General features: G+C 62.8%; 16 protein-coding genes. 11 read left to right on the top strand and 5 right to left on the bottom strand.

The features are described 5' to 3' along the window. Window positions 1-47: 47 nt before the first annotated feature. Entirely contained in the window at window positions 48-2,219 is a 2,172-nt protein-coding gene (locus QBK88_RS08290; RefSeq protein WP_277961668.1) for an autotransporter outer membrane beta-barrel domain-containing protein, read from the bottom strand. A gap of 194 nt (window positions 2,220-2,413) precedes the next feature. Next, entirely contained in the window at window positions 2,414-5,227 is a 2,814-nt protein-coding gene (locus tag QBK88_RS08285) for an autotransporter outer membrane beta-barrel domain-containing protein (protein ID WP_277961667.1), read from the bottom strand. A gap of 307 nt (window positions 5,228-5,534) precedes the next feature. On the opposite strand from QBK88_RS08285, the gene QBK88_RS08280 reads away from it, so the two are divergent. Beyond that, complete coding sequence (locus QBK88_RS08280) at window positions 5,535-7,718, top strand: hypothetical protein (protein WP_277961666.1); 2,184 nt, start codon at window positions 5,535-5,537, stop codon at window positions 7,716-7,718. Between the two features lie 133 nt (window positions 7,719-7,851). On the opposite strand, the gene QBK88_RS08275 is transcribed toward QBK88_RS08280, so the two are convergent. Beyond that, window positions 7,852-9,963, bottom strand: coding sequence for a TonB-dependent receptor family protein (locus QBK88_RS08275; protein WP_445764907.1), 2,112 nt, complete (start codon window positions 9,961-9,963; stop codon window positions 7,852-7,854). Between the two features lie 216 nt (window positions 9,964-10,179). Here QBK88_RS08275 and QBK88_RS08270 point away from each other — a divergent pair, with 216 nt between their 5' ends. The 6 genes from QBK88_RS08270 to QBK88_RS08245 all read left to right on the top strand — a co-directional run bounded on the left by QBK88_RS08270 (window position 10,180) and on the right by QBK88_RS08245 (window position 17,616). Continuing rightward, on the top strand, window positions 10,180-11,937 hold the full coding sequence (locus QBK88_RS08270) for a carbamoyltransferase family protein (protein ID WP_277961665.1): 1,758 nt from the start codon (window positions 10,180-10,182) through the stop codon (window positions 11,935-11,937). Continuing rightward, entirely contained in the window at window positions 11,921-13,051 is a 1,131-nt protein-coding gene (locus QBK88_RS08265) for a glycosyltransferase (protein ID WP_277961664.1), read from the top strand. Before QBK88_RS08270 ends, QBK88_RS08265 begins: the two co-directional genes overlap by 17 nt. Continuing rightward, window positions 13,051-13,947, top strand: coding sequence for an antimicrobial resistance protein Mig-14 (locus QBK88_RS08260; protein WP_277961663.1), 897 nt, complete (start codon window positions 13,051-13,053; stop codon window positions 13,945-13,947). The genes QBK88_RS08265 and QBK88_RS08260 overlap by 1 nt, the downstream gene beginning before the upstream one ends. After that, window positions 13,944-15,365, top strand: coding sequence for a PIG-L family deacetylase (locus tag QBK88_RS08255; RefSeq protein ID WP_277961674.1), 1,422 nt, complete (start codon window positions 13,944-13,946; stop codon window positions 15,363-15,365). Before QBK88_RS08260 ends, QBK88_RS08255 begins: the two co-directional genes overlap by 4 nt. Next, window positions 15,362-16,330 (top strand): glycosyltransferase family protein, encoded by a 969-nt coding sequence (locus QBK88_RS08250; protein WP_277961662.1) that lies wholly within the window; start codon window positions 15,362-15,364, stop codon window positions 16,328-16,330. Before QBK88_RS08255 ends, QBK88_RS08250 begins: the two co-directional genes overlap by 4 nt. Window positions 16,331-16,425: 95 nt before the next feature. Beyond that, window positions 16,426-17,616 carry an O-antigen ligase family protein gene (locus QBK88_RS08245; RefSeq protein ID WP_277961661.1) on the top strand — a complete coding sequence of 397 codons (1,191 nt, stop codon included), beginning with the start codon at window positions 16,426-16,428 and terminating at the stop codon, window positions 17,614-17,616. 12 nt (window positions 17,617-17,628) lie between these two features. Here QBK88_RS08245 and QBK88_RS08240 read toward each other — a convergent pair whose 3' ends face one another. Both QBK88_RS08240 and QBK88_RS08235 read right to left on the bottom strand, forming a co-directional pair. Then, window positions 17,629-18,525, bottom strand: a complete 897-nt coding sequence (locus QBK88_RS08240; RefSeq protein WP_268145943.1) for a glycosyltransferase family 2 protein — start codon at window positions 18,523-18,525, stop codon at window positions 17,629-17,631. 174 nt (window positions 18,526-18,699) lie between these two features. After that, entirely contained in the window at window positions 18,700-19,344 is a 645-nt protein-coding gene (locus QBK88_RS08235; RefSeq protein WP_277961660.1) for a phosphotransferase, read from the bottom strand. Between the two features lie 106 nt (window positions 19,345-19,450). Between QBK88_RS08235 and msbA the strand changes: the two genes are divergently transcribed. The 4 genes from msbA (at window position 19,451) to hldE (ending at window position 24,209) form a co-directional block, all read left to right on the top strand. Then, complete coding sequence (gene msbA / locus QBK88_RS08230; protein WP_277961659.1) at window positions 19,451-21,253, top strand: lipid A export permease/ATP-binding protein MsbA; 1,803 nt, start codon at window positions 19,451-19,453, stop codon at window positions 21,251-21,253. A 161-nt stretch (window positions 21,254-21,414) separates the two neighbouring features. Further along, entirely contained in the window at window positions 21,415-22,119 is a 705-nt protein-coding gene (locus QBK88_RS08225; RefSeq protein WP_268145940.1) for a sulfotransferase family 2 domain-containing protein, read from the top strand. Then, the gene (gene cysC / locus QBK88_RS08220) at window positions 22,112-22,723 is read left to right on the top strand and encodes an adenylyl-sulfate kinase (RefSeq protein ID WP_277961658.1); all 612 of its coding nucleotides are present in this window, start codon (window positions 22,112-22,114) and stop codon (window positions 22,721-22,723) included. Before QBK88_RS08225 ends, cysC begins: the two co-directional genes overlap by 8 nt. A gap of 64 nt (window positions 22,724-22,787) precedes the next feature. Next, window positions 22,788-24,209, top strand: a complete 1,422-nt coding sequence (gene hldE, locus QBK88_RS08215; protein WP_268145938.1) for a bifunctional D-glycero-beta-D-manno-heptose-7-phosphate kinase/D-glycero-beta-D-manno-heptose 1-phosphate adenylyltransferase HldE — start codon at window positions 22,788-22,790, stop codon at window positions 24,207-24,209. The last annotated feature ends 90 nt before the right edge of the window (window positions 24,210-24,299 follow it).

The following is a 24,299-nucleotide window of genomic DNA, read 5'->3' as shown; positions in this document are numbered from 1 at the left end:
TCAGTCGCCGAGGGCGTAACCTGTCAGATCTTACAGGTGGCTTGCGCTCAGAAGTTGACGCGCGCGCCCAGGCTGAGCCCCCAGGGCTGTTCGATATTGCGGCCTTTGATGTAGTCGAAGTCCCCGTACAACTGGGTATTTTTCGACACCTGCGCCGCTACCCCCACACCCAGCTCACCCCGTGTGCCGGACAGATTGTTGCTGAACCGGTTGGCGTTGACCCGTGCCTGGTTGCCACTGGCGAATTCATGGGCCACGGCGGCCTTCAGGGTGGGCTCAAACGTGCTGCCATTGCCCAGGGTGTAGGTGCGGCCGAATTGGCTGCCGACCTTGCCGAGCAATGAGTCGGTGTTGCTCCCCTGGGCCTTCATGCCGTTATCCAGGGAGTAGTCCTTGCCTTGAACCCGCAGGACCGAGCCTTGGGCAAAGGGGGTGGCGAACAGCCCTGTGCCCAGGTCCAGGCGCCGGCCCGCTTCAACGGTGGCGCCCAGGCCAAGGTTCGAATAGTTGCCTTTGGCCTGGCTACCATCGCTCATGCGCACGTTGGCCTGGTTTTCGAAGCGGTTGGCCTTGAACATGGCGTCCATGTAGTAGCCGTCATCGCCCAGCCAGGTCCCGTACAGGCCGGCGTGATAGCTGTCGATGGTGCCTTTGGTGCCACCCTGCATGTCCAGGTCCGAGTTGCTGTAGCCGGCCATCACCCCGAACGTGGCCTGGCCGTTGGCGATGGCGACGGGGGCGTCGGCGCCCACTGTCAGGCCCCGTTGCTGTTGCTGGTAGCCCACGCCGGCACTGCTGGAGATGTCCTGGCGGCTGCCGTAGGCTCGCGACCACAGCCCGGTGGTGGCGGTGCCCATGCGCAACTCTCCCATGCGGCTGCGCAACGTGGTGCTTTCGCCGTACCAGACGGTGGGCGCGGCATTGAACAGGGCCAGTATCGAGCGCGTGCCTGGCGTGACCACTTCGCCCGGGCGTTGTACCAGGAACCAGTCATCGCCTTGCTTTTGCAGGTCGTAGACGAACGTGCCCAGGTCGACCTGGCCGCCCACCGCGCCGAATTGTGCATCGCCGCCACTGGTATGGACCACGGCGAGTGGGTCTTTGCCCTCGGCGACGTCGGCCCCCGTGTTCTGGATAGCGAGCAAGTGGCTACCGGTGGCTTCACCACTGATCACCAGTTTGTCACCCTGGCCAGCGGCCAGGTCCGTACCCAGGCCGAAGACGCCATTGCCCGACAGGCTTTCCAGCGACAGTTGGTGAAAGATGCCGTCACCGCCGCCCAGGTTCACACGGCCGTTGTTCAGGGTCAGTGCTTGCACACTGGAGTCCTTGTCCAGGGTCCAGGCCGCACCGCTGCCGACGTTCAACTGTTCGACGCCGTTGATCGCGCCGTAAAGGCTGGCATTGTCACGCAGGGTGACGGCTGCGTGGGCACCCTCGGCCACCTGGATATCACCTGTCAGCGCGCTGTTGGCGACGTTGAAGGCCACCGTGGCGCCCATGTCCACGTCCAGAATGACACCGTTGCCACCCACCAGTGTCGATTGATTCTTGACGCTGATGGTCACGTCCGCGGGCCGGTTGTCGATATAGGACGACACCCTGATGGCGCTGCCGTTCTTGCCCTCCACGTGGGAGCCGTCCAGCACCAGCGACGATTTGCGACCGTCATCACCATTGAACCTGTCCGGGCTGATCGTGACGCCGTGATGGTCACCCACCAGGCGGCTGCCATCCGTCACGATGGCATTGCCATTGACCACGGCCAGCCCTGCGCCACCGCCCAGAAACCCAGCCTTGCCGTCGTCGTTGCCGACCACGGAGGTGTTGGACAGCAGCACATCGCTTCCGCCCGCAACGTTCACGCCCCTGCCCACGCCGGTGATGGTGCTGTCGAACACCTGGGCAGTGCTACCCTGGTTCACATTCAAGGTCGTGCCGCCACTGCTGAGCGTGCTGCTACGCACGGTCGCCGTCGAGTTGCCCAGGTACAGCCCTGGGTTGGCTGCGTCGCTGACTGTGGCATTGTTCAGGTTCACGGTGGAATCGATGCTGCGGATATCGCCCGTGGAGCCCCCCACGACGTTCAGACGGGCGCCGTCGGCAAGCGACCAGGATTCGATGGGCGCCGTGCCGGTGACGGTTGCGGACGCATCAGGGCCCTGCAGTGACCGTGCGCTGACCTGTTCGACACCTTGCCATATGAATACCGAAAGCATGGCCAGGGGTACTGGCTTTCTACTCAATATATTAATCAAGGTTATTATCTCTTTCGCTGTGCGAACCATATGAAGGGCTTCTGGCAGCCCGGGTTGAAGTCGCGCAGCTTAAGAGTGTTTCAGTTTCACGGTTGTAGGAAAAATCCTATCCATCTGAAGGAAACGTCTTTACGAGATCAACGACCTACTTTGCGTTACCAGGCATATCGAACGCCTACACTAACGCCCCATGGCTCTCGGATATTACGCCCGTCGCTGTAGTCGAAGTCTGCATGAACTTGTAAGGCTGAAGAGACCTGGGCAATGATGCCGCTACCCAGTTCAACTCTTCCCCCGGAAACATCATTATTGAATGCATTGGTATTGTTGATAGTGACGCGGTTGGTCTTGGCAAATTCCTGAGCGGCCGCCACTTTGAAGTAAGGCTGCAGGGTGCCGCCGCCGTCCAGGTTGAACGTGCGGCCCACGTGGGTGCCCACCTTGCCCAGCAATGAGTTGGCATGGTTGCTGTCGGCGTCCATGCCGTTGTCCAGGTCCAGGCTTTTGCCCGGTACCCACAGGGCTGAAAACTGCGCGTAGGGTTCGATAAACCACTTGGCGGGCAGGCTTATGTGCTTGCCCACCTCCACTGACCCCCCCACCCCGTGGCTGGTGTAGTTGCCATTGGCGTGCACGCCGTCGCTCATCACTACGTTGGCGCGGTTTTCAAAACGGTTGGCCTTCACCAGGGCATCCACGTAATAACCGCTGTCGCTCAGCCACGTGGTGTAAAGTCCCATGTAGTAGCTGTTCACGCTGCTGTCGGGGCCGGCGGCCAGGTCCAGGCTGGAGTGGCTATAGCCGGCCACCACCCCTACCAGCCAACGACCGTCGGCGGCCGGCAAGGGGGTATCTATCCCGAAGCTGACGCCATTCTGTTGCTGCTGGTAGGCCACCCCGCCGCCTGCGGAAAGGTCATATTTGTTGCTGTAGGCGCGCACCCACGGGCCGCTGGTGCCATTACCCAGGCGCAATTCGCCCATGCGGCTGCGCAGCGTCGTGGTTTCGCCGTACCACACGGTAGGCGCGGCGTTGAACAGGCCCAGCACCGCTCGTGCGCTGGGGCTGACGATGGGGGTTCCACCGCCTTCCTCGCCTCCACTTCCCTCCTCGCCACCGCTACCTTCCTCGCCACCACCGTTTTCTCCCCCGGTGGTGCGTTGTACCAGCACCCAGTTCGCACCTTCATGCGCCAGGTCGTAGGTGTAGGTGCCCGCGTCGACCTGGCCACCCAGTACGGCGAATTGAGCGGACCCCGTGGGGCTGTTGACCAGCACCAGGCCCGAGTCGCCGGCCTTCGGCTCGGCACCGGTGTTGGCGACTGCCAAGGTGTGGCTGCCGCTCGCTTCACCGGTGATCACCAGCTTGTCGCCCTGCAACTGGGCGATATCGGTATTGAGGGCAAAGGTACCGGAGCCGGACAGGCTGCCCAGCGTCAGGGTGTTGAACGCGCCTACCTGCCCGTTCAGGTTCACCCGGCTGTTGTCGATGGCCAGGCTGTTGAGGTTGGCGCTCTGGGTCAGGTTCCAGACCGAGCTGCCGGCCAGGCTCAATTCGCCGACATCAGTCAGTTGCCCTGTCAGGGTTGACGCGTTTTGCAGGTTGACATCGGCCGTGGCGCCCGTGGCCGTGACGTTGCCGGTCATGGTGCTGTTGTCCAGCAGCAGGCTGGTTGTAGCGCCGTTGGAGGCATTCAGTGAGCCGTTCAGTTGGCTACCGTCACGCAGCGTTGTGTTGATGGTCGCCCCGCTGGCGGTGATGTTGCCGGTCATGCTGCTGTTGTCCAGAAGAAGTGTGGCGGTGGCACTGTTGGTGGCATTCACCGAGCCCACGAGGCTGCTGGCGTCTTGCAGGGTCGTGGTGACGGTGGCGCCGTTGGCGGTGATAGGGCCGGTCATGGTGCTGCTGTCCAGCAGCAGGCTGGCGGTGGTGTCGGCGTCGGCATTGACGGCGCCGATGATGCTGCTGCCGTTCTGCGCGGTGGTGCTGACCGTGGCGCTAGTGGCGTTGGTATCACCGGTCAGGGTGCTGCGGTCCAGGGCCAGGGTGGTGGTGGAAGAAACCGCGGCATTCAGGGCGCCAGTCATGGCGCTGCCGTTGGCCAGTGTCGCATTCACCGTGGCCCCTGTGGCGTTGGTGATACCCCCGGTCAAGGTGCTGGCATCGGCATTCAGCGTCGCGCTGGAGTTGGCCGTGGTTTCCAGGGCTATGCCGTTGCCACCGATCACCTCAGCGCCGTTGCGCAGGGTGATATCGGCGACGGGAATGCGGTTAGCCCGCGTTTGCACCAGCAGCAGCCCGCTGCCGCTGGTGCCTTGCAGCGTCGAGTTGTCGACGATCAAGGTGCCCAGCAGGCCGGGCGTGCCGGTACTGGGGACGTCTGCCGTGAACACGGCGCCGTTGGTCGCCCCTGCCACCCTGCTGCCCTGGCTCAAGGTGGCCGTGCCGGATACCAGGGCAACCCCGACACCGTTGCTGAAGATCGCCGAGGTGCTATTGCCGCTGGCGGTGACCTGACTGTTGATCACGGTCACCTGCCCACCGAAGTTAAGGTTCAGGCCGCGGCTGCTGGCATTGACCGTGCTGTCGGTCAGGGTACCGGTAGCTTGCGTACCGACGGTGACCCCAACGCTGGTGGTGCTGGTGAGGGTGCTATTGGCGACCGCTGCCGTGGCGCCGGCGCCTGTGGCCACCAGGGCGGCCGCGGCCCCTGGTGCCGCGGTTACCGTGGCGCCATCGAGGCTCACCGTCGAAGCGTTGGCGCTGATCTGCAGGGTCTGCCCGCCTGGGTTGACGACCAGGCTCGCGGCATTGGTCAAGGTCCAGAAGTCGGGGGCATCGCCGGGGTTGACGGTAGCGCTGGCGGGGCCGGCTAAAGTACCTGCGGTACTGTACCCGGAGCTCACCACTATAGAGTAAGCAAGGATCATCAATGAAGTGCGACGACGGCGTTGAATTGTTTTTTTCATACCGGCGGCCCTCGTCCGGAAGTTGGGTTGTGGGGTTGCACTGCCGATAACATATAGTTCAGGTTTTGCGTGTAGTGTTATTTGTATTTTGCGTTGGTTTGAATATTAATTATCACGCGGTTTTTAATCGGGTAACTGTTAGATTTGACAGGTGTCGGTGCGGGGGATGTTTGTTAGCGTATTTGAGGTCGAGGGTTTGAATGTTGGTCGCTTGAACTAACCGTCAAATGCTCTGTGCGCCTGCTGCCTATCGAAAATTCACTTTGATACGGCAGCTTTAATTTTTCTCAACGCTGGAGATCTACCCATGGGACACTTCAGAAGCATTCCGCTCGCTCGTCCGCTTCGCCCCTATAAAGGCAAGCGACTATCGCTGTTTGGCGCGCCAGTGGCACCTAATGCGCCCCCCTTGCTGGCCCCCAGCGTGCCCGATGCCGTGGAGGCGCCCGGTTATCCGCGTTATATCGTGGATAACTCCAAAGGCCAGGCGTCGTCGCCGGTGGCCATCGAGATTCCTTGGAACGAAGACTTCCTGCCCGCCTTCGGCTCCTATCCCGCCGATACCGTCCAGTTGCTGTTGGATGGCAGACCGTATGGCGAATTGCACGAAATTACCGTGGAAGAGTTTGACGCCGCAGCCCCGTTCACCATCATGTTGCCCCTTGCGCCTGATGATGAATTTGATCAGGACCACCAAGCCTATCGATTGCAGTATCTAGCCAATTGGAATGTGGGGGAGGGTGCGGACACCAGTATTAGCTCGGTCATCTTCATCGACCGTGTCGCCCCAGGCGGTAACCTGAATGGCCAGATTGTGCTGCCCAGCGTGGGCGACGATCGGGTGGTGTCCGCCGGCCAGCTGGACGACCAGCGGCGGCTGCTGGGACGTGTACCCAGTTACACTGGCGAGTGGCAGGGGGACACCATCACGCCTTACATTTACAAGGGTGGTCTTTATACCAACTTGACGGAATTCTCTATCCAGTTGCCTCCGGGCGCGGTGCCTTCGGTCGTCAATCTCTACTACCCGGAGGCGGCATTGATTGCCGCAGGGGACGGTCCTACCCTATTGGGTTACAAGGTGAAAGACCTGGCGGGTAATGAGTCGGTCTATTCTGAAGGCACCGGCGTTGTCCTGTTGCTGGCCGATGTGCCCCAGCCGGATGACCTTCTCGCCCCAGTGGTACCCCTGTTCAGCGACGATAACATCATCAATGAGGCGGACGCGCGCAACCTCGACGTGCTGATCCCCGCTTATCCCCATCCTGATCCGGCCGACTTCATCCGGCTCTATTGGGGGGGCAATGTCGTTAACTCGGGGTTCGTTGGGGATACAACGGCGGACCCGATCAAAACGTTCAGGGTCTTGTACACAAGTGTTCGCGATCACGCGGCTAACCCCTATCGTGCCGAGGTCAAGTGGGACCTTACCCGGTCAGGGGCTCCGCTTGGGACGTCGCCCGCTTTGGAGGTGACAGTCGATACGCGTCTGCCGGCCGGGCCCGACCCTGACCCGGAAACCCCGGAGCACGGCAACCTGCGCCTTCCAAGTGCCAGAGGCGAAGGTAGCGGTGACCTGAACGTGATCAGCGCCGGCCAATACGGTAAGGACGCACAAATTTCTGTTCCTTGGCCCGCAGCCACCGAAGATCCGGCTGTCAACTTCGCGGTCGGTGACCTTGTCACGGTGCGATGGGGCAGCACTCCCCTGCCAGTCCCTGCTTACAGCATCAGCGGCACGGACGTTACCAACCGCTTGCCGCTGAACTTCACGCTGACCGGAGCGCAGATGCGTGAGGAAGGGTCGGGTATCATCCCCTTGAGTTATGAGGTTGCCCGGAATTTTCCGGCTGCCGGGGATATCCCCGCGCACACCAATACGGCGTACTCCAATGTGCAGGAAGTGACGGTGGTCGGCACGGACGAACTGCCAGGCGGGGGGGCGGAACTGCCTGCCGGTAACTGGGTGCGGCTTAACAGCAACGGCGCACTGAACTTTGAAAACACCCGCAATGGTGCGCGTTATCGCATCAGCCTGACCTACGTCAACGTGGCGGTAGGGGACGTGTTGAACCTTTACTTCCAGGGTTACCAACGTACCAGTTCCACGATCACGCTTCCCAACACCTATTATGAGGCCACTCATACAGTGGGGCAGGGTGACCTTGGTAACACCTGGTACGACTTCCTTGTGCCCGAGTCCATGTTCACCACTGTGAACTTCCCGGGGGCGGTCAATAACGTACAGGTGAAATACGACGCCACAAACCATGCCGGTACAGGCGCGTCGGCTACCAGCCTGACGCTGATCGACTTGCGCGGTAGCTTGGCGCAGACCCCTGATGCCTCGTCCACTGGCAGTTCATCGACGGTTGGCAACGCAACCGGGCAGACCGCGACGTCGCCTTACCGCTCGCTGACTGCATCAGTACCCGACCGTAACGCAGCGATACTCGCCGCGTTCACCACGCAACTGAAGAACGGTGAATAAGGACGTGCGCGCAATAGGGTGAACTGGGCGGATGCACGAGCTGCATCCGCCCTTTTTTTCGGCCCGGATCGGCCATGCATATGCCGCCGCGCACCTCGCCGCTCGGCCCAGGGTAGCCTGAGGGCCGCACCTGTCAGAACCCGTATTCCAACCCGACACCCGCGTACCATGAAAGGCCTGGCGCCGCTTCGTAGTAGCGCTTGTTGCTGTCGCCCACGATCACCGAACCCACGTATCGCCGGTCCAGCAGGTTGTCCAGCCGCAGGGTTTCATGGAAGGTCCAGTGGTCTACCCTCTGCTCGAAGCGCGTGCGCCAGTTGAACACGGCGTAGGCGGGAGCGGCCTTGTCCTGGTTGGTGTCTTCCACATAAACCTTGCTGCGGTACATGCCTTCCAGGGCAGTGCTGGCCCAGCTGCGCGGCTGCCATTTCAGCTCGCCAAACAGGGTGTCCTTCGGCACGCCGGGCAGGTAGTTGCCCTTGTCCACTTGCTTGGCCGTGGCGCCGTTGCCGCTGACGAAGTCGCTGTCGTAGGTGGCTTTCAAGTGCGTGTAGGCGATCTGGGTGCTCCAGGTTTCGCTCAGTTGGCTGTCCAGCGATATTTCCAGGCCGCGGCGCAGGGTGCGGCCGGCGTTCTGGTAGCTGGTGCGGCCATCGGTGGAGTCGGCGACCACCAGCTCATCGTCGGTGGTGATCTGGAACAGTGCCGCGTTGATACGGCTGCTCTCGCCCACTTTGGCTTTCAGGCCTATCTCATACTGTTTGCTTTCGGACGGCTTGAGGCCGAAATTGAAGCCTTCGGCTGCGCCCGGGGCGTAGGCCATTTCCGCCTGTGTGGGGGTTTCGAAGCCTTTGCCGACGCTGACATAGCCGTGCAGGTTGTCGTTGAAGGCGTACATCACGCTCAGCGACGGGGTGTTCTGCTGGTAGTCCTTGCTGCCGCTGGCGTCGCCGTTGCTCAAGAACTGATCATGCACCTCCATGCGCATGGTGCTGTGGCGCAGGCCGGCTTGCAGGGTCCAGTCGCCTAGCGCCCAGTTGGCCTGGATGAAGGGGTCGAGGCTGGTGGCAGTGTCTGTTTCGTCGCGGCCCAGGGCGCCTTTCACGCCAAGGTTACTGCCGACGTAGTTCTGATAGCCCTGGCGGTCATCCTGGCTGCGGTCGTAGTCGAGGCCAGCAATCACCTTTAAGTCCCCGGGTGCACTGAGGATCGGCTGTACCCAGTGCAGGCTGCCGCCATAGAAGGTACGGTCGAAGTTGACCACGCCACCGCCGCGGGTATCGGCGGCCGAGCCCTTGGGAATAGACAAATACTGAATCACGCTGCGCGTCCCGTAGTAGGCCGTGGCCTGCAGCGTCGCATCGCCGAAATAGCGTTCGTAGTTCGCCCCCAGCTGCTGGTGGTCGATGCTCTTGCGGGTGTTGTAAGTCAGTGCGTTGGTGGCCACCGAGCGGGGGTCAGCCTTGTAGGCCGCCCAGGTCTGGCCCAGCGGATCCTGGGTGCCATTCTGTTCCAGGCTGCTGTAGATCAGCGCCAGTTTGCTGTCTTCGTCGGGCTTGAGGTTGAGCTTGGCGAAGGTGGTGTCGCGGCGCGCGGCGCTGTGGTCGCGGTAGCCGTCGGTGTCCATGCGCGAGGCGTCGAGCACGAAACCGGTGTCCTCATCGATTCCCCCTTCGGCGTACACATGGTTTTTGCTCATGCCGTCGCTGCCCATCAGCGTCTCGGCGCCGACTTTGGGCGCGCCTTGGCCGTCGCGGGAAAACATCTGGATAACGCCGCCGGCATTGCTGCCGTACAGGGTCGCCGCCGGCCCGCGCAGCACCTCGATGCGCTCGGCGGTGTCGAGGTTGAACGTGGCGGCCTGGCCCTGGCCATCCGGCGTGCTGGCCGGGATACCGTCGGCGATCAGCTTCAGCCCGCGCACCCCGAAGGCCGAGCGCGCGCCGAAGCCGCGGGAGGAAATCTGCAGGTCCTGAGCATAGTTCTGGCGGTTCTGGACCACCAGGCCAGGCACCCGTTGCAGCACTTCGGAGGCGTTGATGCCCAATTGCCCGTCGTGAATCTGCTCCTGGCTGACACTGTTCACCGAATACGGCAGGTCAAAGCTGCGGCTTTCGCTACGAGCACCGCTGACCACTACCGAATCCAGCACGACCTCGGGCGTGTCCGCCTGGGCCATGGGGCTGGCCAGCAGCAGGCCGGTGAGCAGGCTGCGACGGCGCAGGAAGGGCGGGGTAGAGGGCATGGCAGTGATCCGGGGTGGTAGAGGTATGAAAGCGGGCAAGTCTATCAAGGGTTGAGTGCGCGTCGCCTGTTTCCCGAGCTTCGCCCGGCCTGCGTCCTGCGTCACCTCGCCCCCCATATGCAGCCCCCCGCCCGAATGCGCTATAATCCCGCGCTTTAGCTGCCCACCGCCCCCGAGGCCCCCGGCGCACATATTCCGTTTAAAGAGGCTAGACCCTTGGCATTGACGATTCTTGGCCTGTCCGGCGCCCTTAGCCATGATCCTTCCGCGGCCCTGTACATCGACGGCAAGCTGATCGCGGCCGCCGAAGAAGAGCGCTTCGTTCGCGATAAACATGCAAAGAACCGCATGCCCTACGAATCGGCGAAGTTCTGCCTGGAGCAGGCCGGCATCAAGCCTTCGGACGTTGACGTGGTGGCGATTCCCTTCGCCCCCATCAGCCTGTTCGGCAAGGCCCGCTGGCACTATGCCAAGCGCTACTGGTACGCCCCGGATCGCGCCCTCGATGCGCTGTTGATGGGTAACCGCCGCTACAAGCGCTACCGCAACAAGATCGTCTGGTGCCTGGAGCAACTGGGCTTCGACCCGAAAAAGATCAAGATCGAGCCGGTGGAACACCACCTGGCCCACGCGTCCAGTGCCTACCACTGCTCGGGCTTCAAGGAAAAAACCGCGATCCTGGGTATCGACGGCAAGGGCGAGTACGCCACCACGTTCTTCGGCTACGGCGAAAACGGCAAGATCCACAAGATCAAGGATTTCTTCGACCCGGATTCGCTGGGCGGCCTGTACGGCGCGATCACCGAGTTTCTGGGCTTCGAGATGCTCGACGGCGAGTTCAAGGTCATGGGCATGGCGCCGTATGGCGACGCCAGCAAGTATGATTTCTCGCGCCTGGCCAGCTTCGAGAACGGCGAGCTGGTGATCAACACCGACTATGCCAACGTCATCGGCCTGCGCCGTTATAAAGAGAAAGGCAAAGGTTTCTACTTCTCGCCCAAGCTGATCGAATGGCTGGGCCCGAAACGTGAAGGCGACATCGCCGACGAGCCGTACATTCACTACGCGGCCAGCATGCAGGCGCTGTTCGAGAAGCTGGCGCTGCAGATGATCGACTACTACCTGGGCGACGTGCTCAAGGAAAGCGGCAAGCTGGCGTTCGCCGGTGGCTGTGCCCTGAACGTCAAGCTGAACCAGAAGATCATCGCGCGCAACGACGTGAAGGAGCTGTTCGTGCAGCCTGCGTCGGGCGATGCCGGTACCGCGGTCGGTGCCGCGGCGTATGTATCCCACGCCCGTGGCGTGCCGGTCGAGAAGATGGAGCACGTCTACCTCGGCCCCTCGTACAGCAACGAAGACGTGATCGCCGCCTGTGCGCGCCACCCGAGCAAGCCGGTGTTCCGCAAGCTGGAAAACATGCCCCAGAGCATCGCCAGGATCATGGTCGACGGCAACCCGGTGGCCTGGTTCCAGGGCCGCATGGAATTCGGCCCGCGCGCGCTGGGTGGTCGTTCGATCATCGGCTGCCCGAGCGTCGAAGGCGTGGCTGACCGCATCAACCACCAGATCAAGTTCCGCGAGCGTTGGAGGCCTTTCTGCCCGTCGATGCTCGACACCGTGGCCCCGCAAATGATCAAGATCGATCACCCGGCCCCCTTCATGACTTTCACCTTCGAAGTATCCGAAGAGTGGAAGACCCGCGTGCCGGAAGTGGTGCACGAGGACGGTACGTCCCGCGCCCAGGTGCTCAAGCGCGAATACAACCCGCGCTACTATGACATGATGAAGGCCCTGGAAGACCTGACCGGCAACGGCGTGTCGCTGAACACCTCGCTCAACCGCCGTGGCGAGCCGATGATCTGCTCGCCTACCGACGCCCTGAACATGTTCTTCGGTTCCGATCTGCAATACCTGATCATGGAAGACATCCTGGTGGTCAAAGACGGCGCGAACGCTTATGACACGCTCGGCTGAGCGCCATGTGCTGCAGTTCTGCCACGGCTATGACGGGCCGTTCCTGGACTGCGCGCGGCAATACGCCAGCCTCTTCGCCGGTACCGGCTATCGTGTGACCACGGTCTTCCTGACCGGGGTCGCCGACCCGCAGGTGGCGGCCGGCTGTGCGTCCGATGAAGTGCTGTTCATGGAATACAGCTCCAAGGCCATTCGTGGCCTGAAGCTGGGTGCCATCCGTGACCTGCGCAAGATCGCCGCCAGCCGCGATTTCAGTTTCTGCATCGCCCACCGTTTCAAACCCATCTACATCAGCTTGCTGGCTACCGACCTGCCGGTGATCGGCGTGCACCACGCCTTCGGTGACTACGAGCGCCGCTCTCGCAAGCTGTTCGCCCATCTGTTCCGCAAGCGCCTGAGCCTGCTGGGGGTGTCGGACGCGGTGCGCGACGACATGCGCCGTTGCCTGCCCAAGTGGCCGACCGGGCGCATCCGTACCCTGTATAACCGCATCGACGTGGCGGCCCTGCAGGCCAGCCAGTTGCCCGCCGAGCAAGCGCGCCAGGCGCTCAAGCTCGAGGCCGATGCCTGGGTGGTCGGCAACGTCGGCCGCCTGCACCCCGACAAGGACCAGGCAACCCTGCTGCGTGGTTTCGCCCAGGCGCTGCCGGCATTGCCTGCCAATGCGCTGCTGGCGATCATGGGGTCGGGCCGGCTGGAACAGGACCTCAAGGAACTGGCCACTGAACTGGGCATCAGCGAGCGGGTACGCTTCCTGGGCCAGGTGGCCGAGGCACGCCGCTACTTTCGGGCCTTCGATGTATTTGCCCTGAGCTCCGACAACGAGCCGTTCGGCATGGTGCTGCTGGAGGCCATGGCCGCTGGTGTGCCCTTGCTGGCCACGGCTTGTGGGGGGGCCAAGGAGGTCGTGGAAGGCGTGGGCATCCTGTTCCCCTTCGGCGACGCCGAGCACCTGGCCCAGGCCCTGGTGCACGTGTCTACGCTGAATGCCGAGCAGCGCCAGGCCTGTGCCGAACTGATGGCGCAGCGCCTGGGCGAGCGTTTTTCGGACCGGGCCGTCAGCGAGACTTTCTGGCGCCTGCCGCAAGTCACCGATATTACCGCGGAGGCTTGATGCTCAACCGTTTTCAGGGCTGGCGCGAACGCGGCTGGTCACTCATCGATGCTGCCACCTATGCACAGGCCTGGCAGCGTTTTGGCGGTAGCGTGGCTACCCACCCGCTGGTAGTGGAGCGCCTGGCCGACTTGGCGGGTATTCCCGTGCGCTACCTTGGTTGGGAGCAAAATGGCCAGCTCACGGCTGCCATTCCCACCTGGGGTCGCTGCGTGGCCCTGTCCAAGGATGTGCTCAAGCGTGCCGGCAAGAAAGGCCTGTTCGACCTGGGCAATGCCGAGCTGATTCTTCCCGCCGCCGCGGATGCGCAGGCGCCTTTGCGCCATGCCGTGCGTTACCTGTCGGAACTGAACCAGGGGCGTTTCGCCAACCTCAAGCCTCAGGCCGAAGCGCTGGCCATGGCGCGCACCCCGGAAGACCTGTCGAAGAAATTCCGCTACAACCAGCGTCGCGAATTGCGGCTATTGGAAGAGGCGGGCGGGGTAGTGCGCCCGGTCAGCGATTTCAGCAGCAGCGAACTGGCGGCAATCTATTGCGACCTGTTCCAGCGCCGCTGGGAGTTTCCTGCTACCGGTGCCGAGCGCATGGCTGAAGTGGTCGAACTGCTTCGTGAGCTGCTGATCGGTTCGGTGCTGTTTCTCAACGATGCCCCCATCGCCATCCAGTTGGTGTACCGCGTCGAGGCCCCGCAATGGGTCAGCATCGAGTACATCAATGGCGGCGTCGACCCGCAGACGCGAGCGTTCAGCCCCGGCAGCGTGCTCAGCTTCCTCAATACCCAGGCAGCGTGGGAAGATGCCCGCTCCCTTGGCAAGGCACTACGGTTTTCCTTCGGTCGCGCCGACCGAGAGTACAAGGACCGCTGGTGCAACCCCGTACCGGTATTCCAGATTTGAGCCGAAAACAGCAGCTTCTCAAACGTCATCGCCGTAACAAGCGCCTGGCCCTGCTGGCCGGGCTGGTGGTATTGGTACTTCTGGGCGTACTGGTGAAGTGGTGGCTGGCGCCGCTGCTGGCTGTGCTGGCCTGGGTGGCCCACGAGGCCTGGTTCGCCGACCACCTGTTCTACGCGCCAGGCGACGATTACCAGTACAACTTCGGTACCGATGCTCTACAGCCCGGCGTCACCCTGGCCGACGGTCGCTTGCGCTTGGCTGATGAGCTGGTGCTGACCGGCGGCGAGACACTGATGCTTGCGGTGCACGTCAAAGCGGGCTGGCTGGGGCGTTTCATCGACCCCCAGGTGCAGATAAGCGGTGCTGGCCAAGTGGATTACCAGGCGTTCGAGCGCGGCGTGGGTGGCGTGCGTTACCTGAACCTGAGCAGTTTCAGCGCCGCCCTGGCCGCGGGCGACCTGCAACTGCGCGGGCGCCACTGCCGGCTGGCGGGCGAACCGCGGCTGTGGCTGTGGCGCCACCCCGAGCTGCGCAACCGCCGGGTCATGGTCATCGCCCCCCACGCCGACGACGCCGAGCTCGCCGCCTTCGGGCTGTACAGCCAGGCCGACAGCTGGATCGTCACCTTGACCGCCGGCGAGATCGAAGCCGAACATTACCAGGCCATGGGCCTGCCTCGGGCCGAGGCCGCGCGGTTGAAAGGTCGCCTGCGTGCCTGGGACAGCATTGCCGTGCCTGCGTGGGCCGGCGTGCCACAGGAGCGGTGCGTGCAACTGGGCTATTTCTGCCTGCAGTTGCCCGCCATGCAGGCGGCGCCGGACCAGGCCATTGGCTCGCGTGAAGCCGACCTGGCCGATACCCGCCTGTTTCGCCAGTACAACAGCGTGACGCTGCCTGGCGACGCCGATGGTGTGCCGAGCTGGAACAACCTGCTGGCTGACCTGCGGGCCGTGCTGGAACTGGCGCGCCCCGAGGTGCTGGTGATGCCGCACCCAGCCATTGACCCACACCCCGACCACATCTGTTCCCAGGCTGCGGTGGTGGAAGCCCTGGAAGGGTTGTCCTGGCAGCCGGAGCTGATACTGGGCTACGCCAACCACTTGCACGACAACGATCGCTGGCCCATGGGCGATGCCCATGCGGGCGTCAGCCTGCCGCCGTTTTTTGATGCCTCGCAGGTCATGGTGCCGTGCTGCCTGGAACTGGCACCAGCCACCCAGGTCGATAAGGCCATGGCGTTGGGCATGATGCATGACCTGCAGCCCCGCCCGCCGTTCAAGCGCCGCCTGCGCCGCTGGTTGCAGCAGTGCCTGGCGGCAAGACGCTGGCCGCCCTATGGCGAGAATGAATTCATGCGCAAGGCTGTGCGCCGCCATGAGCTGTTTTGGATCGGTTCGCCGTCGCGGAGTAAAGAATGAAGGTGCTGTTCCTGGTACAAAAAGAGCAGCGGGTGATTCTTGATCGCCTTTATCAGGCCGTGGCCGAGCACTGCGAGTGCGACCTGCGCTGGCTGGACAGCGCCGACCAGCGCGACCTGCGTGGCTATTTCCGTCGCGAAGTGGATGCCAGCCAATACGACCGCATTCTGTTCTTCCTGCGTTTCAAGCAGGAAATCCGCCAGGTGGCCTTCATTCGCAGCGTGCCGAACCTGGTGATCCTGGAGCACGACGCCTACCAGAATTACATCGACTGCAAATACACCGGCAAATTCAGCCGTCATTACCGCAGTATCCCTTGGGTGCGGGTGATCAGCTCCGGTTTCCAGGTGACCGAGCGGTTGCGTCAGGAAGACGTTGATGCGGTATTCGTCGCCAAGGGTTACGACCAGACCCTGCTGCGTGACCTGGGGGTAGAGCGGGACATCGAGCTGGCCTTCGTCGGCAGCACCAACAGTGTCGCCTACAGTGGCCGCAAGGTGCTGCTGGACGAATTGGGGGCACGTGAAAACCTGCTGGTCACGCGTACCAAGTCCGGTGAGGACTACCTCAATACCCTCAACCGCATACGCTTCTTCGTCGGTGCCGATGTCGGCATGGGCGAGTACATGATCAAGAACTTCGAGGCGATGGCCTGCGGGTGCGTGTTGCTGGCGTGGGATCAGGGCGAGGTGGAGAACCGGGCGCTGGGCTTCGTGGACATGCACAACCTGGTGCTCTACCGCAGCGTGGAGCAGTTGCAGGAAAAGCTCGCCGTACTGCGCGCCGACCCCGAGCTTGTGCAGCGCATCGCCCGTAACGGCCAGCAGCTGGTGCAAAGCCAGTACAGCTTCGCGCGAATTGGTGAACAGATCGTCGAGGCCATGCGCCCCGCGCTGCGCCCGGCGGCGCTCAAGGGCGGCCTGGGCGAGTGGTGGTTGCGCCTGCGCCGAGCCTTGGCTGGCTAGTTTCATTTGAACAAACGGGCCAGGCCGTGCAGATTTACGCGTCCCGCCTTTTTTTGCCGCCCCAGCCTGTATGGCTAAAGGATTCGAGAATACGGATGTCTACCCTTGTACCTTCGCTGCCGGTCAACCGGCGTGTCAGTGAGTTTCTGATTCAGTACGTGCTGCCCCTGGGCTGGGTCGTGCTGCTGACTGGCCTGTTCTGGGTGGGCAACCGCTCCGCGGTGCATACCCTGTTCTATGTACTGCTGGCATTGCCTACCCTGGTTGCCCTGGTACTGCGCCCCCGCTTGCTCAAGCCGCTGCTAGGCAACAGCCTGTTCATCGCCTTCCTGCTTTTCAGCGTCTACATCTTCATCAGCCAGTTCTGGGCAGCGGGCATCGACGGTTTCGACGATGGCTACAAGCGTCCCTTTTACCTTGGCCTGCTGCTGTTCTCGGCCGGGTTGATGAACCATATCGATGCTCCCCGCTTTATCCTCTGCACCCGGGCCGCAGCAGTGCTGGCGGCGGTGTTCGCGGCGGGTTCGGTGGTGTGGTTTCTGGTCACGCCGCGGCCCATCGATGGCCGCCTGACCGGCTACGGGGCGCTGGAAAACCCGTTGTTGACCGCCCATGTGCTGGGCGCATTCGCCGCTTACTGGCTCGCGAGCTGGATACTGGCGCCGCGAATGCTCGATGCGCTGTCATTGTTATGCCTGGCCGCGCTGGGCGTGGCTATTCTGGCCACCGGTTCGCGCACGCCCATGGTCGGGCTGGGCGCGGCCGTGCTGTGGCTGCTGGTCGTCGGTAACCGCCGCCGTGCGCTATTGCTGGTCGGCCTGGTGGCGGCACTGGTGGTAGTACTGCTGCTGGTTGATCCCGCGCAGATTACCCAGCGTGGGGTCTCCTACCGCCCATCCATCTGGGCTGACTCCCTGCACCAGATCAGCCTCAAGCCCCTGCTGGGCTACGGGTATGGGACCTCCATGACGGTGAGCATCCCGGAGTTGCCAGGCGTCACCTTCTCCGACCCGCATAATATCGAGTTGGGCGTGCTGTATTCAGCCGGTATTGTCGGCCTGGTGCTATGGCTGGGGCTTTATGCGACCGCGGCGCGTTGGTGCTGGCAACTGCGTCGCGACCCGCTGATGATCATCGCCAGCACCTGGCTGATCTACGGGTTCGCCGCTGGCCTTACCGAAGGCAATGCGTTCTTCTCGCGGCCCAAGGAGCACTGGTTCCTGATCTGGATTCCAATGGCCATGGTATATGGCCGTGCACTGGCATTGCGCCTGCAGGCGCGCTAGCCGCGCAGGCCATCAATGGTGCTGGGGGCGTGGTGACAGTAGCCTGAACAGGCCGCGCACGGTCTTGCGGTTCCAGTGGCGAAGCGGAATCTGCTTGAGGGTTTCGCGCGCCAGCGGTTTGTTGTTCTTGGCGAACTTGAGGAACATCGAGTTGCGAAAACGCATGCACACCTGTTCATAGTCCGGGTGGTCGCTGAACTGCGCATAGGTGCGCAGTACATTGTCGATCATGAACCGGCCATTCTTGAAGGTGTTGGTGGGGTGGTCGCGATACTGTGCCAGGACTTCGCCCAGCACGTCGATGTAATAGCCGGCACGCAGAATGGCCAGGGTGATGTAGATGTCTTCCAGCCGAATGTCGGGGTTGAAGCCGCCTACCTGTTGCAGCGCCTCACGGCGGAACATCAGGGTGGCCGCGCTGGGGCCCGGCTTGCGGCCCAGGAACAGGTCATCGAATTCCAGGCGCCGGAATGGCAGGTTGCGGTGGCGCTGTTCGCGGGCGCCCATCACCTGGCCGAAGTGGTCGATGGTTTCGACATTGGCTGAACAGGCACCTACTTCCGGCTTGTCGGCCATGTAACTGACCTGGGTGGCGATGCGGTGGGGCAGCATGATGTCATCGGAGCCGAACGGCACGATCAGCGAGCCGCGGGCGCGGGCTATGCCAGCATTGAGGGTGCGCGACAAGCCCTGGTTTTCCTGGACCTGAAGGTCGAAGCCGTGTCGGGCCTGCAATTGGCGAAGCAGGGCGACACTGTCGTCCCTGGAGCCATCGTCGATGACCAGCAGCTCTATGTGGGGATAGGTCTGGTTCAGCACGCTCGCGATACTGGCCTCCACATAGGCCGCGTGGTTGTAGCACGCGATAAGGACTGTCACTAGCGGCTGGTCATTGGTGCGTGCAGTCATAAAGTGGCCTTGAGCAGAATTCTCGCGCAAACGGGCGACAGAGTCAGTTGAACGAGTGTCGCTGACATCAACCTGGGGGGCTGTCGTCGATTGAAAAGGGGCGTTCACAGGCCGAGCGCACCACTGCAATGATCTTGCCATGGGATGAAGGCGAATGCACCCCCGCCTGGCAGGTCAGACCAGGCGCTGGGCCAGTTGTTCACTGTTCCATTTTTGCGGGGCATGACGGGCGTAGGCGTCGAGGAACGGCACCCCGCCTTCCTGCAGCAGCCACTGGCGGTCTTCGTCATAGCGCAGCATGTGCTGGAAGTTGCGCAGGCACAGGCTCTTGCGCAGTGCCCAGGGGTAGGTGCGCAGGTCCGCGATGTCGATCAGGCCCAGCTCGTTCTGCGGGGTCATCACCACGTTGCCCAGGTGCAGGGAACGGAAGTACACCCCTCGCTCATGCAGCTGCGCCACGAAGCGGGCGAACTGGGTCAGCAGGGCGCGGGGTGGCGGCACGTCGGCGGTGATCAGCTGGCGCAGGGTCTGGCCGGGCAGGGGGGCATAATGCACCACGTCCCGTTCTATCTCGGCAACGCGGTAAATGCCCAGGATGCGCGGGCAAGGAATGCCGCGCTTGCTCAGCGCCTGGGTGTTGCTGGCGAACCGTCGAGCATAGGGGAACAGCGCTGCCGAAGTGATCACGCGCTTGCGGCGAAACAGCTTGATGAAGTTGCCGTTGGGCAGCAGCAAGACTTTCTCGCCGTGGCCGTCGGCCTCGATGACCCGGGCACCCTGGCGAAGGACCTGATAGTCCGCGTAGTCGAGTTTTTGCATGCCGGCCCCCTGAAAATAGCCGGCTATCATACCCTAGCTGGCCCCCATACGCTTAACCGGCCGCCCCTGTGGTAGTATTTCCGTTCTCTTGTACGTGCAGATTTTTATGAGTCATTCAGAAAAAGCCGAACCGTCCAGCCTCAAGGTCTACTTCCGCCTGCTGTCCTACATGCGGCCGTACGTGGGCATTTTTGCCTTGAGCATCGTAGGCTTCCTCATCTTTGCCTCCACGCAGCCGATGCTGGGCTACATCCTCAAGTATTTCGTCGATGGCCTGACCAACCCCAATGCCTCGCTGTTCCCCACCGTGCCTTACCTGCGCGACCTGCGGCTGCTGCAGGCGGTGCCGCTGCTGATCATTCTGATCGCGGCCTGGCAGGGGCTGGGGTCGTACCTGGGCAACTACTTCCTGGCCAAGGTTTCCCTGGGCCTGGTGCAAGACCTGCGCCTTCAGTTGTTCAACAACCTGCTCACCCTGCCCAACCGCTATTTCGACCAGAACAATTCCGGGCGCCTGATCTCGCGCATCACCTTCAACGTGACCATGGTCACGGGCGCGGCCACCGACGCCATCAAGGTGGTGATCCGCGAAGGCATGACCGTGGTGTTCCTGTTCGGCTCGCTGTTGCTGATGAACTGGCGCCTTACCCTGGTGATGGTCGCCATCCTGCCGCTGATCGCCGTCATGGTGCGTACCGCCAGCAGCAAATTCCGCAAGCAGAGCAAGAAAATCCAGGTAGCCATGGGCGATGTGACCCATGTTGCTTCCGAAACCATTCAGGGCTACCGCGTGGTGCGCAGCTTCGGCGGCGAGGCGTTCGAGCGCGAGCGGTTCTTCAAGGCCAGCCAGAGCAACACCGACAAGCAGCTGCGCATGACCCGCACCGGTTCCATCTACACGCCCATGCTGCAACTGGTGATCTACACCGCCATGGCCGTGCTGATGTTCCTGGTGCTGCTGCTGCGCGGTGATGCTTCGCCCGGTGACATGATCGCCTACATCACCCTGGCCGGCCTGTTGCCCAAGCCGATCCGTCAGCTGTCGGAAGTCAGTTCCACCATCCAGAAAGGTGTCGCCGGTGCCGAGAGCATCTTCGAGCAATTGGATGAAGAGCCGGAAGTGGACAACGGCACCGTCGAGCGCGAGCGCGTCAGTGGCCGCCTGGAAGTGCGCAACCTGAGCTTCACCTATCCCGACACCGAGCGGCGTGTGCTGGACAACATCAGTTTCACCGTCGAGCCGGGGCAGATGGTGGCGCTGGTGGGCCGTTCGGGCAGTGGCAAGTCGACCCTGGCCAGCCTGATCCCGCGCTTCTACCACCATACCGATGGCGAGATTCTGATCGATGGCGTCGAGGTCGAGGACTTCAAGCTGATCAACCTGCGCCGCCATATCGCCCAGGTGACCCAGCACGTGACGCTGTTCAGCGATACCGTGGCCAACAACATCGCCTACGGTGACCTGGCTGGCGCGCCGCGGGCCGATATCGAGAAGGCCGCGGCCGATGCGTATGCCATGGACTTCGTCCAGCAACTACCCAACGGTTTCGATACCCAGGTAGGCGAGAACGGCGTGCTGCTGTCCGGTGGCCAGCGCCAGCGCCTGGCCATTGCCCGTGCACTGCTCAAGAACGCCCCCTTGCTGATTCTGGACGAGGCCACCTCGGCGCTGGACACTGAGTCGGAGCGGCATATCCAGGCGGCATTGGACCAGGTCATGAAAGGCCGTACCACCCTGGTTATCGCCCACCGCCTGTCGACCATCGAGAAGGCCGACCTGATTCTGGTGATGGACCAGGGCCAGATCGTCGAGCGCGGCACCCACGACCAGTTGCTGGCGCACAACGGCTTCTATGCCAAGCTGCATGCCATGGGGCTGGATGAGCCGGTGGCGGCCGACATCACCTGACGGCCACATGTAGTCAGGTCTTTACGTTGGGGGCGGCCTTTGTGTCGCCCCCTTTACGTTGTTGACCAAAGGTAAATATATCTTCAGCCTCGCGTTGCTATTGTCGAGTCTCGCTGTCGCGGGTAGCCCACACGGGCCGCCGCACTCAAACGGGTACTGCAATGCTGCAACGTTTCGTCTGGAAGTTACTTCCCAAGTCCCAGAGGTCCTTTCTGCTGGGCCGCCTTTCGGTGGTTGACCGCCAGGCTGTCAACAAGTCCATGTCGGCCAGCCTGCGTTTTCCCGAGGCCTTCGCCCAGCGCGACTGCCTGTTCATACATGTGCCCAAGTGCGCGGGAAGCAGCGTGTGCACCGCCCTGTTCGATGGTTGGTACCCGGGCCATATCCCGTTGTACTGGTACGAACAGCAATTCCCTCGCCAGTTTGCCGCCAGCTTCAAGTTCGCCTTCGTGCGCGACCCGCTGGAACGGGCGTATTCGGCGTTCGCCTACCTGAAGGGCAACCCGCCCAACGACCGCGACCACACGGCTCACGCCATGGTCAACCGGTACACGGACTTCAACCAGTTCGTCAGCCACTGGCTGCATGCCGACAACCTGCACAAGCAGATTCATTTCGCCCCCCAGACCGATTTCCTCGTCGACTCGCTGGGCCATATGGCCATGGACTTCATCGGCCGTCAGGAAAATATCGGCGATGACTTTGGGCAGTTATGCGAGCATTTCGGGGTTGAGCGCGACTTGCCACGGGTCAACCCGTCACGCCAGCGCCTGCAAGCGCAGGCCCGGGACTTCTGTTCGGTTCGAACGCGGCGGTTGGTTCGCCGTGCCTACCAACGTGATTATGAGTTGCTCGGTTATGAGTGAGGCCCTGCCTGGCCTGGGAGAGGCACCACAGATCCAGCCTTGCGCCCCCAGCGTCCCGACCACCGCGCGCGCCGCGATCAAGGGCCAGCAGCCACGCTGCATCTGGTTGACGGGGCTGTCTGGCGCGGGCAAGTCGACGCTCGCCAACGCGCTGGAGGTGCAATTGCATCGGCGCGGGTTGCACACGTTCCTGCTGGACGGCGATAACGTTCGTGGGGGGCTGTGCAAGGACCTGGGCATGGACGCGGCGGCTCGCAAGGAAAACATGCGTCGCATGGCCGAGGTGGCTCGGTTGATGGTCGAGGCCGGGTTGGTGGTGATCGTGGCGGCTATCTCGCCATTTCGCGCCGAGCGCGAAGCCGCCAGGGCATTGTTCGGTAAGGGCGAGTTCCTTTCCGTTTACGTGAGCACGCCTTTCGCCGCCTGTGCACGCCGCGACCCCAAAGGGCTTTACCGCAAAGCCTTGAGCGGCCAGCTCAAGGACTTCACCGGGCTGGACAGCCCCTACGAGGCGCCGTTGGACGCCGATTGCAAGATCGACACCGCGAGCCTGTCGGTGGAAGAAGCCACCCTGTTATTGCTCGATCATCTGCAGGTCGCCTGAGCGGGAAGCGGGCGCCCCTGCTGTGCTAATATCCCGCCCCTGTCTATTTGTATGTGGGTTGCCCATGAAGTTGTCCATGCCGCGATTCGATCAAGCCCCTGTTCTGGTGGTCGGCGATGTCATGCTCGACCGCTATTGGCATGGCGGTACCTCACGGATTTCTCCCGAGGCGCCTGTGCCGGTGGTCAAGGTCGAGCAGATCGAGGATCGCCCAGGTGGCGCGGCCAACGTTGCCCTTAACATCGCCGCGCTCGGCGCCCCGGCGTCGCTGGTGGGTGTCACTGGCCAGGACGAGGCGGCCGAAAGCCTCGCCAACAGCCTGCAGGCCGCCGGTGTGCGTGCCCATTTCCAGCGTATTGCCCACCAGCCGACCATCGTCAAGCTGCGGGTCATGAGCCGCCACCAGCAATTGCTGCGTATCGATTTCGAAGAGCCCTTCGCCACCGACCCGCTGGCGCTGGGCGCCGACGTGGATGAGCTGCTGGAGGGGATCAAGGTGCTGGTGCTGTCCGACTACGGCAAAGGCGCGTTGAAGAACCACCAGGCGTTGATCCAGGCCGCCAGGGCCAAGGGTATTCCGGTATTGGCCGACCCCAAGGGCAAGGACTTTTCCATCTACCGCGGCGCCAGCCTGATCACCCCGAACCTGAGCGAGTTCGAGACCATCGTCGGCGGTTGCGCCGATGAGTCCGAACTGGTGGCCAAGGGTGCGAAGCTGATGAGCGACCTGGAGCTGGGGGCGCTGCTGGTGACCCGCGGCGAGCATGGCATGACCTTGTTGCGCCCCGAGCACCCGGCGCTGCATTTGCCGGCCCGTGCCCGCGAAGTGTTCGACGTGACCGGCGCCGGCGATACGGTTATTTCCACCCTGGCCGCGGCCATTGCCGCTGGCGAGGAGTTGCCCCACGCCGTGGCCCTGGCCAACCTGGCTGCGGGCATCGTGGTGGGCAAGCTGGGTACCGCGGCCATCAGCGCCCCGGAACTGCGCCGTGCCATCCAGCGCGAGGAAGGGTCGGAGCGTGGCGTGCTGGGCCTCGACCAGCTGCAACTGGCGATCGAGGATGCCCGTGCCCATAACGAGACGATCGTGTTCACCAACGGTTGCTTCGACATCCTCCACGCGGGCCATGTGACCTACCTGGAGCAAGCCCGTGCGCAGGGCGACCGCCTGATCGTGGCGGTCAACGATGATGCCTCGGTCAGTCGCCTCAAAGGCCCTGGCCGCCCGATCAACAGCGTTGACCGGCGCATGGCCGTGCTGGCGGGCCTTGGCGCGGTGGACTGGGTGATCAGCTTCGGCGAAGGCACTCCGGAAAACCTGCTGACCCATGTACGGCCTGATGTACTGGTCAAGGGCGGCGACTACTCGGTGGACCAGGTCGTGGGCGCTGACATCGTCAAGGCTTACGGCGGTACCGTGAAGGTGTTGGGGCTGGTGGAAAACAGCTCGACCACCGCCATCGTCGAGAAGATCCGCAGCAACTGAACCTGCCCGAAGCATGGGGATCGGCCACAGGGTGTTCCCAGCGATTGAGACCACCTCTGTGGGACCGGGCGCCAGCTCGGGAAGCAGACG

This window comes from Pseudomonas sp. RIT-To-2 (assembly GCF_029623465.1).
Taxonomy (GTDB): Bacteria; Pseudomonadota; Gammaproteobacteria; order Pseudomonadales; family Pseudomonadaceae; genus Aquipseudomonas; species Aquipseudomonas silvicola.
Note: the sequence above shows the minus strand (reverse complement) of the source record. Positions and strands in the feature narration are given on the sequence as shown.